The organism is Paenibacillus sp. FW104-T2 (assembly GCF_058789975.1).
Window position 1 is genome coordinate 187,228 of the sequence record NZ_JBYTCE010000001.1, and the last position, 16,856, is coordinate 204,083.

At 49.9% G+C, this 16,856-nt stretch carries 11 protein-coding genes and 1 pseudogene; 8 read left to right on the forward strand and 4 right to left on the reverse strand.

Going from position 1 to position 16,856, the window contains the following annotated elements:
• Positions 1–30: 30 nt before the first annotated feature.
• Complete coding sequence (locus tag AC3WQ3_RS00835) at positions 31–7,227, forward strand: amino acid adenylation domain-containing protein (RefSeq protein WP_492471399.1); 7,197 nt, start codon at positions 31–33, stop codon at positions 7,225–7,227.
• 12 nt (positions 7,228–7,239) lie between these two features.
• The gene (locus AC3WQ3_RS00840) at positions 7,240–7,476 is read left to right on the forward strand and encodes an MbtH family protein (RefSeq protein ID WP_492471173.1); all 237 of its coding nucleotides are present in this window, start codon (positions 7,240–7,242) and stop codon (positions 7,474–7,476) included.
• Positions 7,477–7,633: 157 nt separating this feature from the next.
• On the opposite strand, the pseudogene AC3WQ3_RS00845 reads toward AC3WQ3_RS00840, so the two are convergent.
• From AC3WQ3_RS00845 to AC3WQ3_RS00855, 3 genes and pseudogenes are all read right to left on the reverse strand, one after another.
• Positions 7,634–7,915: pseudogene (locus tag AC3WQ3_RS00845) on the reverse strand (DUF2628 domain-containing protein); the annotation flags it as partial.
• A 255-nt stretch (positions 7,916–8,170) separates the two neighbouring features.
• Entirely contained in the window at positions 8,171–8,857 is a 687-nt protein-coding gene (locus AC3WQ3_RS00850; RefSeq protein WP_492471174.1) for a 4'-phosphopantetheinyl transferase family protein, read from the reverse strand.
• Positions 8,858–8,942: 85 nt separating this feature from the next.
• Positions 8,943–9,812, reverse strand: a complete 870-nt coding sequence (locus AC3WQ3_RS00855) for an arylamine N-acetyltransferase family protein (protein WP_492471175.1) — start codon at positions 9,810–9,812, stop codon at positions 8,943–8,945.
• A 235-nt stretch (positions 9,813–10,047) separates the two neighbouring features.
• On the opposite strand from AC3WQ3_RS00855, the gene greA reads away from it, so the two are divergent.
• The 3 genes from greA (at position 10,048) to rlmN (ending at position 13,452) form a co-directional block, all read left to right on the forward strand.
• Complete coding sequence (gene greA, locus AC3WQ3_RS00860; protein ID WP_095290722.1) at positions 10,048–10,527, forward strand: transcription elongation factor GreA; 480 nt, start codon at positions 10,048–10,050, stop codon at positions 10,525–10,527.
• A 297-nt stretch (positions 10,528–10,824) separates the two neighbouring features.
• Positions 10,825–12,180: a sodium-dependent transporter gene (locus AC3WQ3_RS00865; RefSeq protein WP_095360232.1), complete on the forward strand. Its 1,356-nt coding sequence runs from the start codon at positions 10,825–10,827 to the stop codon at positions 12,178–12,180.
• A 177-nt stretch (positions 12,181–12,357) separates the two neighbouring features.
• Entirely contained in the window at positions 12,358–13,452 is a 1,095-nt protein-coding gene (gene rlmN, locus AC3WQ3_RS00870; protein ID WP_095360231.1) for a dual-specificity RNA methyltransferase RlmN, read from the forward strand.
• Between the two features lie 99 nt (positions 13,453–13,551).
• On the opposite strand, the gene AC3WQ3_RS00875 is transcribed toward rlmN, so the two are convergent.
• A complete protein-coding gene (locus tag AC3WQ3_RS00875; RefSeq protein WP_492471176.1) occupies positions 13,552–13,992 on the reverse strand; it encodes a GNAT family N-acetyltransferase in 441 nt (146 codons plus the stop codon).
• Positions 13,993–14,168: 176 nt separating this feature from the next.
• Between AC3WQ3_RS00875 and AC3WQ3_RS00880 the strand changes: the two genes are divergently transcribed.
• The 3 genes from AC3WQ3_RS00880 to AC3WQ3_RS00890 all read left to right on the forward strand — a co-directional run bounded on the left by AC3WQ3_RS00880 (position 14,169) and on the right by AC3WQ3_RS00890 (position 16,854).
• The gene (locus tag AC3WQ3_RS00880) at positions 14,169–14,645 is read left to right on the forward strand and encodes a MarR family winged helix-turn-helix transcriptional regulator (RefSeq protein WP_336782471.1); all 477 of its coding nucleotides are present in this window, start codon (positions 14,169–14,171) and stop codon (positions 14,643–14,645) included.
• 101 nt (positions 14,646–14,746) lie between these two features.
• Complete coding sequence (locus tag AC3WQ3_RS00885; protein ID WP_336782469.1) at positions 14,747–15,865, forward strand: glycosyl hydrolase family 8; 1,119 nt, start codon at positions 14,747–14,749, stop codon at positions 15,863–15,865.
• A 113-nt stretch (positions 15,866–15,978) separates the two neighbouring features.
• Positions 15,979–16,854: a diguanylate cyclase domain-containing protein gene (locus tag AC3WQ3_RS00890; protein ID WP_492471177.1), complete on the forward strand. Its 876-nt coding sequence runs from the start codon at positions 15,979–15,981 to the stop codon at positions 16,852–16,854.
• Positions 16,855–16,856 lie beyond the last annotated feature (2 nt).

Consider the following 16,856-nt stretch of genomic DNA (forward strand, 5'->3'; position numbering starts at 1 on the left):
TTGTCGCAGCGTCGGAATGGAACGTGGCCCATGTCGGCTGCGCAGTCCGGGATCTGGTTTGCTCATCAGCTGAATCCGGACAACCCCATGTACAACACAGGTGAATACGTGGTTATTCATGGGCCTGTTGATGTACAACAGTTTGAACAGAGTGTTCGTCAAACCGTCTCGGAGGCCGAAACCTTAAACATGGTTTATGGTGAAAATGAACACGGCCCTTACCAAACCCTCAACCAGGAGGGCGATCATTGGACGTTTCATGTACTGGATGTTCGCGGCGAACAGGATCCCCATGCGGCGGCTATGGCCTGGATGCACCGGGATCTCGCCAGCCCCGTCAATCTTGCAGCTGGACCGGTATTTACAGAAGCCCTGTTCCAAGTGAGTGAAGGGCGATACTACTGGTACCAGCGCGTGCATCATATTGCAATTGACGGATACGGCGTATCGCTAATTACCCGTAGAGTAGCAAGTCTGTATACTGCCAGGGTTAATGGTGGATCAGCTGAGAGTATCTTGGAAACACAAGCATTTGGACCGCTGTCCTCTGTCATTCAGGAGGATGAGGCTTATCATGCATCTGCTGCAAGGGAGCAGGATCGAACGTTTTGGCTGGAGCGATATGCTGATGAACCGGACGTCGTAAGTTTGGGTGAAAAGGCATCCCGGACAGCGGATCATTTCCTGCGGGAGAGGTTTGAACTAACACAGTTCGATCGGGATCGCCTTCAGGATGCGGCCGCCCGGTACGGGGTAACCTGGCCTGATCTGTTTATTGCAGCAGCAGCCATTTATGTGCATCGGATCACCGGCACGCAAGATGTGATACTGGCTTTGCCTGTCATGTGCAGGCTGGGATCGACAGCCTTGCGTGTGCCAGGCATGGTTATGAACGTGCTCCCGCTGCGCTTGAAAGTTGAGTCTGATATGCGTATATCTGCCCTGGCCGAACAGATTGTGCGGGAGATCCGTGCCGTTCGCAAGCATCAACGTTACCGGCACCAGGATCTGCGGCGTGATCTGAAGCTGCTGGGGGAGAATCGCCGACTATTCGGGCCGATGATCAATGTCATGCCATTCCATCATGAGCTGAATTTCGCGGGTCAGCGCGGGATGATTCATAACTTGTCTACGGGTCCGGTCGATGACCTGTCCATCCATGTCGTGGACCAAGGGCACGGTCATGGACTTCGGATTGACTTTGATGCCAATCCTTCCGTCTACAGCGAATCGGATCTGCTGAGTCATCGGCTTCGTTATATGCAGCTGCTGAATGCAATGATGCAGGAAGGAATCGAAGAGCAGTACGTAGGTCAAATGGAAGTGCTGTTACCTGAAGAACGAGACCAGGTCCTGAACGTGTGGAATCAGACACAGCACAAGGCTCCTGAGCGGAACTCGGCAGCCATGTTCGAACAGCAGGTTCGGCGCACCCCATCTGCCATGGCTGCAACGTTTGAAGCTGAATCTCTGACCTATGCCGAGCTTAACGAGCGTTCAAACCGTCTGGCTCACGAGCTGATCCAGCATTATAAAGTGGGACCAGAGCAGATCGTAGCCATTGCTATGCCGCGATCTCTGGAGGTCGTGGTTGCCATTCTGGCTGTTCATAAGACGGGAGCAGCTTACCTTCCGCTGGACCCGGATTACCCTGAAGAGAGACTAACCTACATGCTAGAGGATGCCAGACCGGCATGTCTGATTACGGTGAAGCATAATCTGTCCCATTTGCAGCACATGTCCGATGTCCCCATGTTGGCCTTGGATGAACCGAAGGTTGCGGTGAGAATAGGCCGTCAGTCCGGGAGCAATCCCGAACCAGAGGATCTCACAAAAGCTGCCTCGCAGCTGAATCCCTCTTATATCATCTATACCTCCGGATCTACCGGTAAACCGAAGGGGGTTGCCGTTACCCATCTGGGCCTGTCCAATCTGCTGGAAGACATGAAGCTGCGACTGAAGGTCGGGCCGCAGGATCGCTGGTTATCGGTCACGACAATTGCTTTTGACATTTCTGTTCTTGAGGTATTTCTGCCGCTTACGACCGGAGCAAGGCTGGATATAGCTCGCAAAGAAACCATTCTTGATCCGGTGGCTCTGGCCGCACAGATGAGACGGCAGGGGACAACGATTATGCAAGCCACACCAACGTTGTGGCAGTCTCTGGTGACCAGCAAGCCTGGGACATTTGACGGTCTGACGGTCATTACCGGTGGTGAAGCCCTCTCTGAGGAACTGAAGCTTTCCTTGCAGGCGATGGGATGTCACGTTCATAACCAGTATGGACCGACGGAGACCACGATTTATTCAACGGCTGCTGCCATGGTGGCTGAATCAACGGGTAAGCCCTCTATTGGCGGACCGGTTCGAAACACGCAGCTTTACGTATTGGATGGGAGTCTGAATCCAGTCCCTCCGGGTGTTGTCGGAGAATTATATATTGCGGGAGATGGGCTGGCAAGAGGCTATCTGGGAAGACCTGACCTGACCGCCGAGCGGTTTGTTGCAAATCCCTTCGGACAAGCAGGCAGCCGCATGTATCGTACAGGAGACTTGGCGAAGTGGCTGCCTGACGGGTCGATTGACTATTTGGGCAGGGCAGACCACCAGATCAAAATCAGAGGATTCCGTATCGAATTGGGTGAGATTGAATCCGTCATTTCTAGATATCCGGGCGTAGCCCAGGTTACGGTTATGGCACGCGAGGACCAACCTGGGAATCCGCGTCTGGCTGCATATGTGGTTGCAACCACTGAATACTCTTCAGGTCTGGATCTGTCGCTGCTTCGGGCACATGTGGCGGATGAACTGCCGGATTACATGGTGCCAGCTGCCTTCATGAACCTTGACGAAATGCCGCTGACTCCCAATAAAAAAATCGATCGCAAGCAGCTGCCTGTCCCTTCAATATTGTCCCATGCCAGCGGACGTGAGGCCAGAACCCCTCAGGAGGAGATGCTGTGCAGTTTATTCGCTGAGATTCTGGGTGTTGCTCGTGTGGGGATCGATGATGATTTCTTCGAACTTGGTGGTCATTCCCTGCTTGCAGGCCGTATCACAGCCCGGATTCGGGATGTGTTTGGCGTAGAGCTGAACATTGGCAGTGTATTCGAGTCACCAACGGCAGCAGGCCTCGCCAAGAGATTGGATCAGGTGGGTTCAGTCAGACCAGTAATAGAGCCTGCTGCTCGTCAAGGTGAAATTCCTCTCTCCTTTGCTCAGCGGCGGCTCTGGTTCCTGTATTGTTTGGAAGGACCGAGTCCTACGTACAATATTCCGCTTGTGGTGCGGTTAACCGGCAAACTTGATATACCTGCGCTTCAAGCCGCCGTTCAAGACATTGTTGATCGCCATGAGACGTTGAGAACGTTATATCCGCCAGAGCTTGGTTCTGCAAGCCAGACCATTCTGGATGCTGAAGAGTTTCGTGTGAACTTACATGTAAGATACGCTGCAGTGGATGAACTGGCGGAACTTCTGACCGAAGCTTCCCGGCACAGCTTCAAGCTCTCAAGCGAGCCGGGTATCCGTACGGAGCTGTTTACATCCGGTCCGGATGAACATGTTCTCTTGTTACTGCTTCATCATATAGCTGGAGACGGTTGGTCCCTGTCGCCTTTGATGCGGGACTTGTCCCAAGCATACAGGGCACGTGTTCAGGGGGCGGCGCCTTCCTGGGAACCACTGCGCGTTCAATATGCCGATTACGCGGTGTGGCAGGATCGACTGCTTGGAGATGAAGGGCAGCCGGACAGCCTGATTGCAAGGGAGCTGGAGTTCTGGAGCCGTCAACTGGAAGGCTTGCCGGAACAAGTGTCGTTTCCAGCCGATTATCCGCGTCCGGTGGTCTCCAGCTACCAGGGCGGAACGGTCCCTTTTACCATTAGTCAGAAACTGCATGAACAGCTATTGGCTGTGGCGCGAGAAAACAAGGTCAGTCTCTTCATGGTTTTGCATGCCGTATTGTCGGTACTGCTTACACGCATGGGAGCGGGTACGGATATTGCGATTGGGACCCCGATTGCCGGCAGGATCGACGATGCACTGGACGAAGTGGTGGGCATGTTCATCAATACCCTTGTGCTGCGTACAGACACTTCCGGAGATCCGACATTCCGTGAACTGCTGGCACGTGTGCGAGAAGTGGATCTGGCTGCTTACGAACATCAGGATCTGCCTTTTGAGCGTTTGGTTGAAGTGCTGAATCCGTCCAGGTCCCGCTCCAAGCATCCACTCTTTCAGGTGATGCTGGTCCTGCAAAATACGCCAGACGTTCAGCTCGATCTGCCAGGTGTGGTATCCCAAACGAGTATGCAGAGCGTGGGTTCATCCAAATTCGACCTGACTGTGGAGCTCACGGAACAGCGTGAACACAATGGCTCACCAGCGGGAATCGAAGGTGTGCTGGAGTACAGTACGGATCTTTTCCGGGAATCAACGGCAGCAGAGCTTGTGGTCCGATTAATCCAGGTGCTGGAGGATGCGGTCCAGCAGACAGATGGGCACATTAGCTGCTTTAACGTGGTAACTCCCAAGGAACGTGCCCTCCTGGAACAGCAGTGTTTGGCCGCAGTGGATGAAGCTTCTTCACCTGGAATGACCATTGTTGAACGCTTTGAAATTCAGGCAGCGGCTACCCCGGAGGCACCAGCTGTGAGCTTGGGAGACATGGTCATTAACTATCAAGAGCTCAATGCAAGTGCCAACAGGCTCGCAAGATTGTTGATTGCAGAAGGTGTGGGCCCAGAACAGATGGTTGCTCTTGCACTGCCACGTTCCACTGAGATGGTGGTCGGCATTCTGGCTGTGTTAAAAGCAGGGGCTGCCTATCTTCCACTTGATCCGAATTATCCTTCGGATCGATTGACGCATATGCTGACAGACGCAGCTCCGGGCGTGATGATTACCAATGAGGAAGTAGCGTTCCAGCTGCCTCAGACCGAATCCGTACAACGGTTAAACCTGGACGATCCACAAACCATTCAGCGGCTGTCTGCTCAGGATGAACGAAATCCGGCAGATGGTGAACGCAATGGACGCGTGTCTCATCTCAGTCCGGCTTATATGATCTATACCTCGGGTTCCACAGGCAAACCCAAGGGAGTGGTTATTCCCCATGCCAATGTAATCCGGTTATTTGAGGCTACACAGCACTGGTACCAATTTAATGCGAGTGATGTATGGACGTTATTCCATTCTTATGCCTTTGACTTCTCGGTCTGGGAGATCTGGGGACCACTGCTGCACGGGGGTCGGCTGGTCGTTGTGCCGCATGAGATTAGTCGCTCTCCAGGTGCCTTCCTGCAGCTGCTTGCCGAGCAAGAGGTAACGGTGTTAAATCAGACGCCGTCAGCATTCTACCAGCTGATGCAGGCAGATCGGGAGCATCCAGAGTGGGGGCAGAAGCTTGGACTCCGCTACGTGATCTTTGGAGGAGAGGCACTTGAACTCGGTCGGTTGGAAGATTGGTATGAACGCCATCCAGATGATGCACCCAAACTGATTAATATGTATGGCATTACGGAGACCACCGTGCATGTCAGCTATCAGGAACTGCATGCTGGCAGTGCCGCAGAAGGAGCAAGCAGCTGGATCGGCTGTGCCATTCCGGATCTGCGGGTATACGTATTGGATGATCATCTCCAGCCTGTTCCTGCAGGTGTGACAGGTGAGATGTATGTGGCTGGAGCAGGCCTTGCCCGCGGGTATTGGGGCAGACCGGATCTTACGGCAGAGCGTTTCGTCGCAGATCCATACGGTCCAGCAGGAACACGCATGTACCGCACGGGAGATTTGGCGAAAAGACTTCATGATGGGTCGCTTGATTACTTGGGCCGGGCGGATCAGCAGGTGAAAATACGCGGTTTCCGCATCGAGCTTGGCGAGATCGAAGCGGTGCTGGCCAGACATCCCGAGGTTGCACAAGCTGCGGTCATCGTGCGCGAAGACCAGCCGGGAGACAAACGCCTCGTGGCGTATATTGTGCCAAACTCGAAGATGGGTTCTGGACCAGAATCGGCTATGCTTCGTCGTCATGCTTCAGCAAGTCTGCCTGATTACATGGTTCCGTCAGCGGTGGTCACCATGGAGGCTATACCACTCACGGCCAACGGCAAGCTGGACCGCAAAGCTTTGCCTGTACCGGAAATGCAGCTGACTTCCGGTGGCCGGGCACCTCGTAATCCGCAAGAGCAGATTTTGTGTGATCTGTTTGCCGAAGTGCTGGGATTGCGAAGTGTCAGTATCGATGATGGGTTCTTTGACCTTGGTGGACATTCCCTGCTCGCTGTTCGTTTGATAAGCCGAATCCGGGAGGCCATGGGCAAGGAACCGGGGATTGGCATTTTGTTTGAAACGGCAACGGTTGCCGGACTGGCCGAACGGCTTAAAATGGATTCGGATACAGGTACAGGTTCGCTGCAAGTGCTGCTGCCTCTCCGGACTCACGGAGCCCACCTCCCGCTGTTCTGTGTTCATCCTGCCGGAGGATTAAGCTGGTGTTATGCCGGGTTGATGAAGCATCTGGGTATGGAATACCCGATTTATGGATTACAGGCTCGCGGCATTGCCCAGTACGAGGATCTTCCGGCTAAGCTGGAGGATATGACAGCAGATTATATCCGTCATATTCGCTCGGTACAGCCTGAGGGACCTTACCGATTGCTGGGCTGGTCTCTTGGAGGCAATGTAGCTCAGGCCATGGCTGTACAGCTTCAGTCGGAAGGGGAAGAGGTAGAGTTTCTTGCCATGCTGGACGCTTATCCGAGTCACTATCTTCCGATTCGCGGGGAACCGGATGAGGAAGAGGCGCTGACCGCCTTGCTTGCCCTTGGTGGATATGATCCGGACAGTATTGGGGAAGGTCCGCTGGATATGGCTGCAGCCATGCGTATTCTGCGAAGTGAAGGAAGTGCGCTGGCCAGTCTGGATGAGGAGACGATCATGAAATTGCGGAAAACGTATGAAAATTCTGTCCGAATTCTGGGGGCGTACACGCCTTCCTGGTTCGAAGGGGATCTGATTTTCTTCCGTTCTACCGTCATTCCGGACTGGTTTGACCCCATTGAACCAGAGATGTGGAATGCCTATATTGGAGGCCAAATGGAAAGGCATGATATTGCCTGCCGCCACAAGGATCTCTGCCAGCCTGGACCACTGGCTGAAATATGCCGGACGCTGATGGCCAAGCTGGAGATGCTGAACCAGCGCCAAGTTCATCTTAAATAGGAGGATAAGCCGATGAGCAACCCTTTTGAACAGGAAGACAGCAATTATCTGGTATTAATGAATGAGGAAGGGCAGTATTCGCTCTGGCCTGCATCCATTCCAGTCCCTGCAGGCTGGACCCAGATGCTGGGCAAGGCAAAACGCCGGGTGTGTCTTGATTACATTGCGGAGAAGTGGACGGACCTGAAGCCACTAAGCCTCTGTGATGAAACGGGGATGCCCGGTGTGGTTCAAGAGGCTGGCGGATGAGACTCCGGATGCATCCCAAGGCCATGGTCAGTATAAATAAATATCAAAAATCCCTGGCTAATTTGCCAGGGATTTTGGTGTTTCTACATGTTACTATTTACTATCTACAAGCTGAATCTAGAAAAAAGGTATTGCTAAGCTTCTTTTAAAGGATAGATCAGGCTGCTGGGGCAACAATTTGAGTTCTCTCAAGAACGGCTTGAGATTCAGCATTTGCTGGGCGGTAGCCTTTTTCGAGCAATTCCTTGATATAAATTTTGTTGTAGACGAACGAGAATACGATTCCGCTAACCCAAGCTCAGATACCAAAAGTGAAGGCTCCGATCGCTGCAGCGATTAAAAACATAATAACAGCCCATTTCAAATCACCCCGGAACAGAGCAGGGAGAAATCCGAAAAAGAATGTTGTCCAGCTGAAACCAACTTTGACATTTTTGGTTACACCGGCACTGTTTTACAAAAAGATATGCATTTGTCCACTTCCTTCTAAAATAATGAATCGGAGAGAGAATCGGGGATCGACAAAAGTATGTAAGTTATAATCTAGTTATAAAAGCCTGATCTGTTTTTCCTATTTCTCATCCAAGTGGTTCTATAGTACCATTAATTGGACAAGATGTAATCATTTTTTTTGAAAATTTATGGGTTAAAAGGTGAAAATAAAAAAAGAAGGAAGGAATGAAAATTCCCTCCTTCACAATATGAATGAAGATAACTCCTCAATCGTAATCACATCAGGCTGGGTTGGCAGTTCCATTGCTGCGGAACCAGTGGCTGCCAGCATATGTCCCTCATCCAGACGCTGGCTGAGGAATTGATACGTCGGTGCTTCGGGACAATACCAGAGTCCGTCCATGCCACGCCGCATGGAAAAGGAGTCTAGCGGCATGGATAACCCCATACCGATGGCCTTGATATAACTTTCTTTCATCGTCCACAGCCGATAAAAGGTTTCCAGCTGCTGTTCTGCGGGCTCTGCTGCCAGCATCCGGCTCTCCAACGGAGAGAAGAAACGTTCGGCAATCTTCATGTCGATGGGGGATATTTTCTCTACATCCACACCGAGTGGAGCGTGACCTCCTGAAATGACGGCAACCCAATCACCGGAATGGGATACATTGAAAGGCAGTTCAGGATGGCTGATAAGTGAAGGCTTACCGTATGTATTGCGGATAAAGACAAGCTCGCCTGGTCTCGCACCAGTCCATTTGCCCAATGTCACACGAGCCAGCGCCTCCCCAAGCACTGAACGATAGGCATCGGCCTGATGGACAAAACGTGCCGCTTGCTGCCGCCGCTCAGCCGAGACGAGCGCGAGGAGCGAATGCCAAACTTCATTGGGGATTTCTGCAGGAATGCGCAGAACTTGAATGTTTATCATGATTTATCACCTGACGAGATATTCGGCATGTTCAGCAGAATTCCCTTTATATTCCTTCGTTCTCCAAGCGAGTTATCGCCTGCTTTTACACCTGCTTAGTTCTTTTCCACTCCTCATGTCCAGCTCGAATGCGTTCCCACATCTCCACGCGCTCCAGTTCACTGTAGCGTACTAACGGTTCATGAAAGACTTCGTCCAACAACTCTCTCCAATCGGTATAGCTCTGTATTTCGGTTTTATGAATGCCTTTAGCAGTATGGGTTCGCAGCATGCATCCACGCAGCTCGTTGCTGGCTACAGCATTCCGCTGGCGAAGCAGGAAAACATTATGCCAGGGCGATTCGGCCGATTGACTGTAGAAGTGATGTTTGGGGATAAACTCATCCAGGGTAAGAAGCACCTCTGGAGCATAGTCTACGCCCTCACTGGGTCCATGAGGTTCGTATTCAAGTCGCCATCCCTCAAAAGCAACGCTGGATGAGGTTAAGTTGTAGGTGAAAGGAGCCTCTCCATAAACCTCATAACGAAGTGGCAGAGGCTCGAAGGGCATGCCACCCAGGCCAACATCGACGATCCAGCGTTCGGTCTCAGGTCCAGCTTCAGGTAGGAGTACGGACAGCCCAAGATGGAACGAATTCACACGTGGCTGCTCTCCATGGGGCTGCACTCCCGCGCGATGCCACTGTACTTCATAGCCGAGAGAACGAAGCAGGATGCTAAATGCGCCATTGAGATGGAAGCAGTACCCGCTGCGTCCTTGCAGGACAAGTTGGACTGAATTGGCAAGATCGATTGCCTCCGGGCGTCCTGTAAAAATATCTATCGTTTGCCATGAAAGGTATTGTACATGTGCACGATGGAGTTCTGACAAAAATTCCAATGTTGCCGGTTTAATATCATCAATGTAGATCCGTTTCAGATAGGACTTCAGTTCTGAATCTGTCAATGTGTTCAAGCGGAATCACCTCAAATCGGTTAGTCGGCCATTCTTAAAGGAAGCAAAAGGCCATGATTTTATTGTAGGAGTGAACAGTTAAAATGGATACTCAGGTTTACTCGGATTGTACCGGTACAATTGAGACAGCATATATGTTTAGTCGAGGATGAAATTCTTTTTCGGGGGTATGTTAACCGTTTGGAGTGGATATAGGTTAGAATATAGATAGAAAGCAGGATTAGGAGATGGAAAAATGGCTAATGATGAAGTAATTTTGACACAGGAAGGCTTGGAAAAGCTGGAGGACGAACTGAGGGAATTGAAGACGGTGAAGCGTAAAGAGTTGGCCGAGCGTCTGAAGCTTGCGATCAGTTACGGTGACCTGAAGGAAAATAGTGAGTATCATTCAGCCAAAGATGATCAGGCATTTATGGAAACCCGCATTTTGATTCTGGAGAAGATGCTGACCAAGGCAAGAGTGATTAGTTCGGATAATATCGACTCCAACAAGGTGAGCATTGGCTCAATCGTGCTGCTGAATGATATTGAATTTGCAGAAAAGATTGAATATCAACTGGTTGGTCCAGCCGAAGCCGATGTGGCAAATAACAAAATTTCCTACGAAAGCCCACTCGGCAAGGAGATTATGGGCAAAGAAGTAGGCAGCGTCATTCATGTTAATGCACCGATGGGTGTTATCAAATATGAGTTGCTTGAGATCAGATCGAACTAACAACTGATCAAATAAGGATTACGTTGCTGCCATGTGAATGGCGGGCGCAATCCTTTTTTTGTGCCCAAAAACAGTCATTTAAAAGGTTATCGGAAGTCTTCATGATGTGTAATATAATGCAAGGGGTTGGAGTGTATGAATTTATCCCATACTGATAAGTAGGGAAATATGTAATAAAAATAAGCTCTCTCTCGAATGTAAATAAATAACATTTCGATAAATTTCGATTTTCGAATGACCTGACACGAGGAGTGTTATATAATTACGGGAAAACTTTAAAGTGATGGAGTAGATACGATGAATTTTAGTAAGTCAAACCTGGAGCAAGACAATACTGGCAAAGGTGAGCGCTTCTCACGCGCCGGGTTTATCCTAGCCGCGATCGGTAGTTCGGTTGGTCTGGGCAACATGTGGAAATTCCCTTATATTACGGGGGAAAATGGGGGAGCTGCGTTTTTCCTGCTCTTCATCGTCTGTCTATTGCTTATTGGTCTGCCCGTTCTGCTTGCAGAGCTTGCCATCGGACGCAGTGGCAGAGGCAGCGCCGCTACGGCATTTATCAAGGCTGGTGGACATAAGGGCTGGCTTGCGGCAGGTTTACTGCAAGTACTGACACCGTTTATCATCCTTTCCTTCTACGTTATTATTGCAGGGTGGACGCTGCACTATGCTGTGACCACGTTTAGCGGTAGGTTGTTCGACAATCCGGATTATGCCGGGCAGTTTGGTTCCTTTGTAGGCGGATATCTGCCGATCATGTGGCAACTGCTTGCAGTATTGATTACGGGCTGGATCGTAGCCAAAGGGGTTTCCAACGGGATCGAGAAATTCAACAAGGTGCTGATCCCAGCCATGCTGGTTCTGCTCATTATCCTGATGATTCGGGCAGTGACTCTACCTGGAGCTGGTGCGGGAGTTTCCTTTTTCCTGAATCCCGATTTCTCGCAGCTCACGACTGAATCAGCGCTGGTAGCGCTTGGACATGCCTTTTTCTCCCTGTCGCTCGGAATGGGTATCCTGGTGACTTATGGTTCCTATGTAGATAAAAATCAATCGCTGGGTGCGGCAACTGTCGCTGTAGGCGCGGGTGACCTGATCTATGCATTTATTGCTGGTCTGATCATCTTTCCAACAACATTTTCGTTTGGTATTGCACCGGACCAAGGGCCTTCGCTTATTTTCGTAGCTCTTCCAGCTGCGTTCTCGGCTATGCCGCTCGGGTTCCTGTTTGGTGGACTATTCTTCATCCTGCTGGCAATCGCAGCACTGACCTCAGCCGTATCCTTGCTTGAAGTTCCGGTGAAATACTTCATGGAACGGTTGTCCTGGAGCAGAAACCGTGCCGTATGGGTGATCTCACTGGCTGTTTTCATCGTTGGCTTGCCTTCCGTACTGTCGCTGGGCTTGCTGCCTGAATGGACCATTGGTTCGAAGAGTGTGTTCGACTGGATGGATTTTGTAGCGTCCAACATTCTGCTGCCAATCGGCGGATTGCTTGTGACGATCTTTGCGGGTTACTTCTGGAAAAAGGCTGCAGAGGCTTCAGGTCTGAATGCAGGCTGGTTCCGGATTTGGTTGTTCATGCTGCGTTATGTGGCACCCATTCTCGTCGTTCTTGTGCTGCTGCACACATCCGGTATCATTCACTTCTAATCGTGAAGACCGGGTAAGGGGAAACGATGTGCATTGTGCAGATTTGCCATAGCTAAAACCTCTTGGAAGAAATGCAAAAGCCCTTGTGTTCCCTCGATAATTTTGGGACAATACAGAGTAGAGGTTTTTTGGTAGGACCGATAAGCCATATGCTTTTTGCGAAAAGAGGACTATACAATGAACAAATCATCCATTTATGGATTAACATTAGAGCAGCTTCGTTCCTGGTTACCGGAGCATGGGCAGAAGAAATCCCGTGCTTCCCGGATCTGGGAATGGTTATATCAAGAGCGCGTACATGATTTTCCCGAGATGAACGATGTGCGTCAGGAATGTCTGGATGTTCTCTCCGAACACTTCACGATGAACTCGATGAGTGAACACGTGAAGCAGGAGTCGGCAGACGGTACGGTGAAGTTTCTGCTGCGGATGCAGGACGGCAACCTGATTGAGACGGTATTGATGCGTCAAAAATACGGTCTTACCGTCTGTGTAACGACCCAAGTGGGCTGTAATATTGGCTGCAGCTTCTGCGCGAGCGGATTGATTAAGAAAAGCCGTGACCTGTCCGCAGGAGAGATTGTGGAACAGATCATGCATGTACAGCGGCACCTGGATGCAGCGGGTCAAGGCGAGCGGGTAACCAACGTTGTCGTGATGGGGATTGGTGAACCGTTTGATAATTTCGAGAACATGAGTAATTTCATCGAAGTGATCAAGGATCGTAAGGGGCTGGCCCTTGCTGCCAAGCGTATCACCGTATCCACAAGTGGACTGCCTGACAAGATTAAGGAATTTGCAGACAGCAGTTTGCAGGTTAATCTGGCAATCTCCTTGCATGCGCCGAATAACGAACTGCGTACACACATCATGAAGATCAACCGGGCCTTCCCGATTGAACAGCTGATGGATGCAGTGGATTATTATTTGGCTACCACGAACAAACGCATCATGTTTGAATATATTTTGCTTCGGGATGTTAACGATCAACGGGAGCATGCAGCCGAGCTGGCTGAACTGTTGTCCAGCCGTAAGAGCATGGTTAGCGTCAATCTGATTCCATACAATCCGGTTGATGAGCATAGTCAGTATCAGCGGAGTACGGAAGAATCGATTCTGGGCTTCTATGACACACTTAAGAAAAATAACATCAACTCCACGGTACGTATGGAACACGGTACCGACATCGATGCTGCCTGCGGTCAACTGCGCAGTAAACAGATGAAAAATAATGCCGCTGAATCACAGCCAGACCGCCTGGCTATGGGGTAACTCCCCTTGAGATGATTGGTGCGGCATCGTAATAGTGCACGTAGGCAAAACGCCTCCGTATCTCACTGAAAAAGTGAGTACAGAGGCGTTTTTTAATATCTATTTGAGCTGTTTGGTCATTAACAGATGGGGAATGCCATCCTCCATAAACACATCGGAGGCTGCGGCATATCCAAGACGTTCATAGAACCCGGAAGCTTGAACCTGCGCATGCAGCTTGGCCTTCTTCAGCCCTTGATCCAGAGCCATTTGCTCGAGTTTATCGATCAGCACACGGCCGAGGCCATGTTTGCGGTAATCCATCATCACACAGATCCGTTCCAGCTTGGCGACATTCTCCACAATACGCAATCTGGAGGAAGCGGCAGGTACGCCATCCACGTAGAGGAGAATATGACGGGCTTCAGTGCCTAGCGCATCATAGGCGTCGAATTCATCTTCGGCAGGAACCCCTTGCTCTTCCACAAAGATCGCGGTTCGAATGGTGAAGCAGGCATCGAGCAGTTCCTGATTATCAACTTCTACAATAGTGGTATTCATGAATGTTTCTCCTTTGGCCGATAGTAATGTCATTCTGGCATGGTAAACTGGTACAAAAGCAAATAAGATCCTCAAAAGAAGCAAAATTTCATCGTTCACTTTTAAGATGAGTTAATTTTAGTTATATCACTAATTATGTTGCGAATGCAACAAAATGATAAGAGGGTGTGCGTACAATGATTGAGAAAAAAGAAGTGCTGCGCGAGATCGGCATGATCGCACGTTGTTTGGATTCCATCAGCAATGTTGAATTTCAACATTTGAACCTCTCTCGTGGACAGTATTTGTATCTGTATCGCATATGCGAAAACCCTGGCATCATTCCTAACCAGCTGGCTGAGATGATCAAAGTGGACCGTACCACGGCAGCCAGAGCGATCAGCAAGTTGGAAGCAGACGGGTTTATCGTCAAGAAGTCAGCATTGGGTAATAAAAAGAACAAGCAATTATATCCAACAGAGGCCGGACTGGATGCCTGGGCTTTTATTCAAAAAGAGGGAGTGCATTCTGACCAGGTAACCCTGGAAGGACTGACAGAGGAAGAGATTGAGCTGGCGGTCGGCCTTCTGCGGCGGATGCGCCATAATATCGAAGTCGATTGGAAGTTTGTCAAAAAAGGCGGCCGCCGGGCCTACATGAACGAGTCCGAATGAGCAGAGCCCCTATCCTTGATCCTTACATCCCAGACCATAGCCGAGTTTATTTCAAGGAAAAGAATCAACATTCCACAGGATTAATCGCACAGGAGGCAATCATGAAGAGCATCAAGCGTAGAAGACTGACGTGGCTGGTGGCACTATCCGTTATTGCAGTCAGTATTATTGCCTTGTCATTTCTGTACATGAAGGAGAGGTTTGTGATGAACGAGGTGTCCCCGACGGCGGCATTTGTCCAGAACCATATGACCAATCCGAATGGCACGCTTGCTTCCTATTTGCAGGATGCTGCTTCAGAGCAGGCAGACATTGTTGCCGGCAGGGAGGCATTGTCGGAATCACTGGGTTTGTGGATGCAATATGCGGTGGCCAAGAACGATCAGTCATTGTTTGAACAGAGCTACGAACTGCTGACGACTTATTTTCTAATGCCTCAAAAGTATATTGCCTGGAAACTGGACAAGGAAGGCAAGTCCCACGTAACGACGAATGCACTTGGTGATGATTTTCGAATTATAGACGCCTTATTGAAGGCTGCGAATCAATGGGAACAGGGCAGAGATGCGAAGTTGACCACGGCTGCCGAGATCTCCCGTACCTTGAGCCAATCCGTACAGAATGAAGGATACTTTGTCGATTTTCATGACTTTGCAGGAGGGTATTCCCCGGATACGTTGAGCTTGGTATATGTGGACTTGCCGGCACTCGAGCAAATGGAAAAGCACGAGATGCTGCAGCCTGGGACATACGCCAAGTATGAGCATTTGCTTCAAAACATGCCGGGTGACGGAGTGTTTTATCCCAAAACATTCAACGTTGTAACCAAGGAGTATACATATGATGACAAAGTAAACCTGATCGATCAGCTCATCGTAGCGAATCACCTTGCCCAGACCAGTCGGAAACCGGACAAGCTGATTTCTTTTTTGAAAAAGGAATTCAAAGACCGTCATCAGCTGCCCGGACAGTATGTTCGTAACAATCGTACACCTGCGGTAAACTATGAATCGCCTTCCGTATATGGACTCGCCATCTTGCTTGCCGTGCGCACCGGTGATCCAAAATGGGCCAAACAGCTGTATAACCATATGATTACGATGCGTGGTCAGGATGTGGCTTATCCGGGAGGATATGTGTTTGATGGAAACACCCATATGTTTGATAATCTGTTCCCTTTGCTAGGAGAAACTGAATTACAGAAGTTCCTTAAAAAGTAATAGATTTGTATTCTTATTTGGGTATAGATATGGTAGGATACCATTGTCTAATGATGTCATAAATTGGCGGATTACGAAAAGACATAATTTAAACCATCGGAGAGAAGGAAACTATGAGAAACAAAGCACCTATCCAACGTATCGCATGGGGATATGCCAGTCTGATTGGATTAGCTGTTATTCAGCAGCTCGTCATTTATCTCAAAATCTACATGAATCAGAGTTTTACCACGCTTGATGTCATATTCAGCATTGTGTCGCTTGGCGCGCTGGTCCTTGGTTTTGTGATACCTGTCGGAGTGTCTGTTGTTGCCGGGTTTGTATACCTGGTTTCTTATTTTGTATGGCTTGTGACCTACGCGAACGTGGATGTACTGACGTTCTCATGGTGGCTGCTGATTCCGGCCAATGTGGCAGTTGCTGCCTTTATTAAAGCCAGTCTGGTTCGAAGCGCACGTGTGATGGAGCGGCTGCAGGAACTGCAGGACCGCAATCCGGAGCTGGATCTGGACACCACCCTCGGCAATAAGGAGGCCCTTGCAGATACGGTTATCAAGCAGAGTAACCTGGCAAGAAGATACTCGGAGCAATATGGGTTCAGCATGGCTATGTTCAAGATTGAATTTCTGCCGCTGGTCCTTGAATCACTCGGATCCGTTCGGTATGCACAGTTCCTGCTTGAACTGTCGAACACCATTCAGAAGCAAATTCGGTTCGAAGATTATAAATTTTTTGTAGACCGGGGACGGTTCGTCATTCTCTGTCCGATGACCAATGTGGAATATTTGCCTGTGCTTACAGCACGGATCAAAAAGACCATGATGGATCTGCAATTTATCGATAAAAAGGGAAACGAGCTGCAGACGGTTATTCGCTCCGGGGCACTTGTTTTTCAAAAGGAACAGTTCAGTAAGTATGAGGATATCGATGCTGTAATTGCTGCGCTCGAACGGAATACAGAGACAGATCTCATTGGAGAATACATCTAGAT

Excerpts from the sequence above, each read along its gene's own strand:
- AC3WQ3_RS00865 (WP_095360232.1), top strand. The coding sequence starts at position 10,825 with ATGAATTTTAGTAAGTCAAACCTGGAGCAAGACAATACTGGCAAAGGT.
- AC3WQ3_RS00880 (WP_336782471.1), top strand. The coding sequence starts at position 14,169 with ATGATTGAGAAAAAAGAAGTGCTGCGCGAGATCGGCATGATCGCACGT.
- rlmN (WP_095360231.1), top strand. The coding sequence starts at position 12,358 with ATGAACAAATCATCCATTTATGGATTAACATTAGAGCAGCTTCGTTCC.
- AC3WQ3_RS00885 (WP_336782469.1), top strand. The coding sequence starts at position 14,747 with ATGAAGAGCATCAAGCGTAGAAGACTGACGTGGCTGGTGGCACTATCC.
- AC3WQ3_RS00835 (WP_492471399.1), top strand. The coding sequence starts at position 31 with ATGTCGGCTGCGCAGTCCGGGATCTGGTTTGCTCATCAGCTGAATCCG.
- AC3WQ3_RS00890 (WP_492471177.1), top strand. The coding sequence starts at position 15,979 with ATGAGAAACAAAGCACCTATCCAACGTATCGCATGGGGATATGCCAGT.
- greA (WP_095290722.1), top strand. The coding sequence starts at position 10,048 with ATGGCTAATGATGAAGTAATTTTGACACAGGAAGGCTTGGAAAAGCTG.
- AC3WQ3_RS00875 (WP_492471176.1), bottom strand. The coding sequence starts at position 13,992 with ATGAATACCACTATTGTAGAAGTTGATAATCAGGAACTGCTCGATGCC.
- AC3WQ3_RS00850 (WP_492471174.1), bottom strand. The coding sequence starts at position 8,857 with ATGATAAACATTCAAGTTCTGCGCATTCCTGCAGAAATCCCCAATGAA.
- AC3WQ3_RS00840 (WP_492471173.1), top strand. The coding sequence starts at position 7,240 with ATGAGCAACCCTTTTGAACAGGAAGACAGCAATTATCTGGTATTAATG.